Source organism: Hydrocoleum sp. CS-953 (assembly GCF_002260545.1).
Classification (GTDB): domain Bacteria; phylum Cyanobacteriota; class Cyanobacteriia; order Cyanobacteriales; family Microcoleaceae; genus Trichodesmium.
The window spans coordinates 1-6448 of record NZ_LGSU01001063.1 but is presented as its reverse complement, the minus strand read 5'-3'; the positions used below and the strand labels follow the sequence as shown (position 1 = coordinate 6448).

Below are 6448 nucleotides of genomic sequence, written 5' to 3'. Positions count from 1 at the left end.
CTCTAGGAGTTGGTAGTAGTATACAACCACTAAATAATTCAATTATTATTGGTGCTATAATTATTACTCTATTTATTGGTTTCTGTTCTTATGTCATAAGGCATATTAAAGACTATGAATTGCGACATAAAACTATTGGTTGGATTATGCTTGGTTTTTATGCAGTTATTAGTGCCTTAGTGACATCTGCTGGTAGAGTAACACTTGGTATAGATCAAGCTCTTTCATCAAGATATACAACATTTTCAACCTACATAATTATCTCCATAATTCATTTAATGATAGTTGTGGGAGAAGATGCTATTAAAAAAGAATATTTTTTAATTAATAGAAACTTATTCTCGAAGATTATTTGTTGGTTTCTCGGCATAATAACTGTTCTCCAAATACATAACTTTACCTATAGTGTAGACAAGATGAAGTCATGGAAACAAGATTTTTTGAAATATAAAGGCTGTTTACTACTAATTGATTTTACTCACGATAATTGTCAAAATCTAATTGACCCTTACTATTTTGAATATATAAAAGAACGGGCGAATTACTTAACAGAAATAGGTTTTTTAGAGCCTGGCTTAATCGCAACTAATCGGATTCCAGATTTAGTAGATATGAGTAATAGTAGAGAAGTAGAAGGTATTTTTGAGAAGCTAGAATTTATTGGGGGTAATAATTTATTAGCGACTGGCTGGGCAATATTTACTGATACAAATTTACCTGTAGATGCAATAGTTCTCAGTTATGATAATTGGCAAGGCGAACCTATTGTTTCTGCTGTGGCAGATATGACAATGCCAAGACCTTATCTTGTGAAAGAATTTAAGAGTCAAAAATACTTTAAATCAGGATGGCAAAAAGTATTATCTACTCATATGTTTCCCCAAGGAAATATTCAGGTAAAGGCTTGGGCATTAGATACAAATACAACCAAATTTTATCAAATTCCTGGTACTTATTTAGTTAATAAGAATGGTGAAAATATTACTGTCTTGTTTCGGAATCAACCAACCTTGAATTAGATTAGTAGTTCAATAATTGATAATTGATAATGGATAATTGATAATTACCTCTCCCTCAAAAGAAGAGGATTGAATAAAAGGAAAATTTTTTCTTGTTTCTCCTTTAAAGGAGAAGCTTTAAACCTTAATTATTCGGTAAGCATTTTCTGGGGAATGCTGCGCAAACAGCTATTAGCAGTCAGCTATTCCTGCGGAATGCTGCGCAAACAGCAATGAAAATGTATGTGATTTGATAAACTATTAAGGTTGACTAATTGACTTTTACCGGGTAATTAATAATTAAACAATTAAATAATTAGACCATTTAGGTTTAAAGCCTCCCCTTTCAAGAGGAAAAAAATAAATCTTTTCCTTATTCGTCAATCCTCTCCCTAAAAGGGAGAGGTAATTATCAATTATCAATTAATGAATCATACTTTTAATTCTTTTAAATCTCTCAATTACTTTTTCCTCGATTATAAAGTAATAAAGCTGTTAACTAAGTTCCTTCGCAGGAGAATAACTAATAGCTGAATGCTGAATGCTTACGTTAGTAGTTATTTTTTGAAGTTATTATATTTTCAGAGTTAATTTGAGTAGGGGGTTTGCTTCTCGAATCCCTACTACATTAATTAGTGTTTGCTAAAAAAGTATTTTTTAAGGAGTACGGCAGCGGAGAATAATTTTTTTGCTGAACTGTTGCCCAAAATGCTAACTTTTTGAGCATAAAGAGCTGAAAAATAGTTAGGGCTTGCTGATTAAATCTAAAACCATTGACAGGAAATAAGGTGCCTTTTTAGGTCTGGAAAAAGTACAATTTTTTCGTTGTATGTATCTCAAACACCTAGGATTTTAAGTTGACTCATAGCTGAAAAATAAAGGGATACTTCTTCCTCCTGTCTCGTCGCTAATTCCTCATTCATCCTGACTCCTACCCTCACCCATAAGACTTTTTCAGCAAACTCTAGTTACTTTTTCCAGACCTAAAAATACTGAAAACTTTATATGTAAATTATTTGATATTTAATCAGCCAGCCCTAATTATCCCTAAAAAAATCATCTATATCTTTAACTAAATAATCGAACAAAATATCAGCAGCTAATAAATTTCCGGCACTATTCCAATGGGGTTCCCTCAGTAAGTATAAAGGACGATTATTTTGTTCGATTTTAAATCTATCTAACATATCTATATAAGGAATACCATTAGCTGCTAAAAATTTAGTCAAAATTTCTTGCTGACAAGTCAAATTATAAGACTCTCGTTTTAAATCGTCGTACTCGGCAAAAATTTCATTTAGTAACTCATCATTAACTTGATATTCGTCAGGATAAATAGCAACTACAAATTCAATATTCCGAGATTTTATTAATTGTTGCATCTCTAAAATACTCTGAAAAATATAGTTGATATTTTTATCCCGCTTACCCTCAAGTAAATCTTTAATCTTACAAAACTTGAGCCGACTTTTTTCTACCCTTAGAAAAGCTTTCTGAGATAAAATTCCTGGAGATTTTTCCCTTTCAATAATTGGAGATGAGGCTAAATTTAAACTAGCAACTAGAGAACTACTTGGCAACTTAGCAGAATCATGTTTAGCCTTTTGTAATTCTTGGTAAACTTTATATTTTTGCTGTAAAAACATTAGTAATCTAGACTTACCAATAATTGGATAACCAAAAAGAATTAACTCGTCTTTTTTATCTATATCTATATATATGCCATTGACAATAATTCGTTTCCTTTCTGGGTCGGCATCCCGAAAATCATTACCAGCAAAAAAGCCTAAAACTACTAAGTCTGGATTATATTTTAATCCGTACTTTTTCAACATTGCTAATTGTTCGCCAGTATGAGTTCCGGGATAGCCAACATTAATCACTTCTACCTGATTTTGACCATAAAAATTATCAAACTTTTTCTCTAATAAAGCTGTATAATTTCCCTCTTTTCCACCCGCCCAATTAAAAGAGTCACTCACAATCAGCAGACGAAATTTATTAGGATCTTTTTCTAAAGAATAATCTTGGTCATTGAAGCCAAACTGATTATTACCATTAATATCAGGTCTCACCCGAAAACCTAAATCTGGGTCATATTGATACAGACCTTTAAATAGGTATGGTTCAAAAATAATCATCAAAATTTCTACCAAAAATAGAGGTATAATTATCCAGGTATTTTCGGATAAATTTTTTAATTACAACCTGTCGATTTGAAGTGAGAGATTTCGCTAAATATGTAATTCGCCCGCCTTGTAAATTACGCCCTAATTCTTTGCTAATTTGATAGGAGTAGTTGGTAAAATCTGGATATTTTTTCATTTGATTAGTATTTCCTTTATAGCAAAAATTCACAAGGTACTTTTCCACTTAAAACAAACAACTTTCACTGCTTGTTTATGTAGAAGATTACAATTTAAAGAAGTACAAATATTTAAGGTTTTAGTAAAACCGGATAATTATCTATTTTGCCATTATATATACTGCCATCCGGCATAGTCGCACCTTCTAAATTAGCACCTGTAAAATCAGCACCTTGAATATTTGCTCCAGTCAGGTTGGCAAATCTTAAATCAGNTATTTAAGGTTTTAGTAAAACCGGATAATTATCTATTTTGCCATTATATATACTGCCATCCGGCATAGTCGCACCTTCTAAATTAGCACCTGTAAAATCAGCACCTTGAATATTTGCTCCAGTCAGGTTGGCAAATCTTAAATCAGCATTTTTGAGGTTAGCATTTTCTAGATTTGTGTATTTTAAGCTAGCTAAACTTAACTCAGCTTTCTTCAAATTAGCTTCCTGTAAGTTAGCTTTGTCTAGATGAGCATATATTAACTTCCCATTCTGCAAGTTAGTGTTTTTCAAATTTGCACCCTCTAGCCTAGCGCTTTCTAAATGAGCATCTTTTAAGTTAACACCTTCTAAATCAAAATTTCGTAAATTTATTGCTCCTCCTAAATAAGCTTCAGATAAGTCAACACCTTTCAAATTATTACCCTGGTATTTGTTATTAATAATCTGCCAGACTAAACGCCATTTATCACTTAATATTGTTTGATTATTAATTAATGAACCTCTAAGATTGGCTTGCTCTAATTTAGCATTTTTGAGATTAGCATTTTTGAGATTAGCTCCTCCTAATTGTGAACCCTGCAAGTTAGCATTTTGTAAATTCGCACCAAGCAGTTTACTTGCACGGAGATTTGAATCTTTTAAATTAGCACTTTCTAAGTCAAAATTTTCTAAATTAGTTTCTATGAGAAAACCACCAGATAAGTCAATACCTTTCAAATTTATACCCTGATATTTGTTATTAACAATCTGCCAAACAGTAAGCCATTTATCACTTAATATTGTTTGGTCATTAATTGATGTATTTATGAGATTTGTCTGTTTTAATTTTGCATTTCTTAAATTAGTATTTTGTAAATTTGCTCCCTCTAAATCTGCACCTTGTAAATTAGCATTTTCTAGATTAGTGCTTTCAAGATTTACACCTTTAAAATAACATTTTATACATTCCCCTGTGGTCTTTAGCTTAGTTATATTAGAATTAGAACAGTCTGAATTATCAGAACACACTGAGGAAGTAGGTATTTTTGGGTCTAAAGTTTTCCTAGTAAAAAACTGGCTCATCAGATTAGTATATTCATTGTTATTGACTACATATTCAGGCGGTCTGTAAGTATGAATTTCACCTGTTAAAGTATTCTTAATAGAAACTTTATTTACTAAAACTTTATTTCGTAGACTAATCATCGAACCAATACCAAAAATAGTAATAATAGCTACTAGAATCCCCACAATACCAAAAACTTTTTTATTCTCTTTAATTTCTCCTCTAAGACTAGCAGATATTTCCCCATTTTCCACAACACCAATAACTTGTCGATTAACCCTAGCGTCATCCTCCCGAAAAGCAAATATTTTATCATCTCTAATAACAGGAATTTCTCGGTCAAAAAATTTTTGCTTAACCTTAATTTTATTCTTCTCAAAAGCAAAAACTTCCCCATCTCCGACAACAGGAACTTCCTTTAATTCTTGCCAAGCCAAAACAGCATTTCCATAACGCCTTTTCGGATGAATTTCCACCATTTTTGTCAACCACTTGGCAAAACGCCAATGTAAATTAGGAACCAAATCTTTAAACTTAAACCGATAATCTTCATCCAATAACCTATCAACTTCTACACTCCTAGTTCCTGTTAATAAACAAATTAAAGTCGCCCCCAAACTATATAAATCAGAAGCATTACTCNTTGGCAAAACGCCAATGTAAATTAGGAACCAAATCTTTAAACTTAAACCGATAATCTTCATCCAATAACCTATCAACTTCTACACTCCTAGTTCCTGTTAATAAACAAATTAAAGTCGCCCCCAAACTATATAAATCAGAAGCATTACTCAAAGGTCGATTAAACATTTCCTCTGGTGGCATAAATCCTGGAGTTCCTACTGCAATACTACTCAATGCTAACTCCCCACCTCGCAATTTTGCCAAACCAAAATCTACTAAATAAACCTGTAATTTTTCATCCACTAAAATATTCTCTGGTTTAATATCCCGATGAATTATTGGTGGTTGAACTTTTTGCAAATATACCAAAATTTCTAAAACTGAAATAGCAATTTGTTTAACTTCTTCAGGAGTAAAAATATGTCTTTCTGCCAAAGATGGAGCCTGAATATATTCTGTTACTAAACAAAATCCAGACTCAGTTTCAAAAGAGTTTAAATAACAAGGAATTTGAGAATGTTTTAATTGTTTGAGAGCTGAAATTTCTCGTTGATAAGCTTTAAAAGCTGACCAACTTCCATCAGCAAGAGCAAATCTAAATTCCTTAATTACAACCTGTCGATTTGAAGTGAGGGATTTCGCTAAATATGTAATTCGCCCGCCTTGTAAATTACGCCCTAATTCTTTACTAATTTGATAGCCGTAGTTGGTAAAGTCTGGATATTTTTTCATGCTAGTAAATTTTTATAGCTAGACTAACTTTAAGTAAGTATTCTGAAGTTTGGATGTTTTTGCCTTTCTTATAATTATACAGTCAAGATTTTCTAGCTGATGTAGATCGAGCTACTATAACTACTTAATCTAACCTTAGATTTCCTGAAGTAATTAGAGGATAAGTTAAATTAATAAATGACTATTTTTCTGGCTATCTCTCCTACCCTCAAAAATTCTAATTTCTCAAAATTAAATTGTTTTCTCATCCATCAATAATCTAGATAACCAGCAAATTTTTTCCCTCATCAAATCTTTCCATCCATCCCTCCTAAATGGAAAACTACAAATATTTTCATTTTATGAAGCTCGTGAAAAAAATTTGCGCATCGAAGGATTTTCGGTTGCATTCCCGCAAAAATTCTGATATCATAAAAACTGGTGGGGTTTACTCGCCTATATGCATGACTTTTTATTCAACTAAACTTT

5 protein-coding genes and 1 pseudogene are annotated in these 6448 nt (G+C 31.8%); 1 reads left to right on the top strand and 5 read right to left on the bottom strand.

Translation table 11 applies throughout. The features are described 5' to 3' along the window. The coding region (locus tag AFK68_RS36895) for a hypothetical protein (protein ID WP_168186501.1) at positions 1-1019 on the top strand (1019 nt) is incomplete at its 5' end. Between the two features lie 1016 nt (positions 1020-2035). Here the strand turns inward: AFK68_RS36895 and AFK68_RS15770 are convergent. From AFK68_RS15770 to AFK68_RS15750, 5 genes and pseudogenes are all read right to left on the bottom strand, one after another. Then, positions 2036-3139, bottom strand: coding sequence for a hypothetical protein (locus tag AFK68_RS15770; RefSeq protein ID WP_143437918.1), 1104 nt, complete (start codon positions 3137-3139; stop codon positions 2036-2038). After that, entirely contained in the window at positions 3126-3323 is a 198-nt protein-coding gene (locus tag AFK68_RS15765) for a hypothetical protein (RefSeq protein ID WP_143437917.1), read from the bottom strand. Before AFK68_RS15765 ends, AFK68_RS15770 begins: the two co-directional genes overlap by 14 nt. Positions 3324-3435: 112 nt before the next feature. Continuing rightward, a pseudogene (locus tag AFK68_RS45360) lies at positions 3436-3578 on the bottom strand (pentapeptide repeat-containing protein); the annotation flags it as partial. Positions 3579-3582: 4 nt separating this feature from the next. Next, positions 3583-4641, bottom strand: coding sequence for a pentapeptide repeat-containing protein (locus AFK68_RS45355; protein WP_371357408.1), 1059 nt, complete (start codon positions 4639-4641; stop codon positions 3583-3585). 626 nt (positions 4642-5267) lie between these two features. Beyond that, positions 5268-5980 (bottom strand): serine/threonine-protein kinase (locus AFK68_RS15750; RefSeq protein ID WP_143437919.1); only part of this gene is annotated, 713 nt, incomplete at its 3' end. Positions 5981-6448 lie beyond the last annotated feature (468 nt).

Coding starts and splice junctions, on each gene's coding strand:
- AFK68_RS15765 (WP_143437917.1), bottom strand. CDS start 3,323: ATGAAAAAATATCCAGATTTTACCAACTACTCCTATCAAATTAGCAAA.
- AFK68_RS15770 (WP_143437918.1), bottom strand. CDS start 3,139: ATGATTATTTTTGAACCATACCTATTTAAAGGTCTGTATCAATATGAC.
- AFK68_RS45355 (WP_371357408.1), bottom strand. CDS start 4,641: ATGAGCCAGTTTTTTACTAGGAAAACTTTAGACCCAAAAATACCTACT.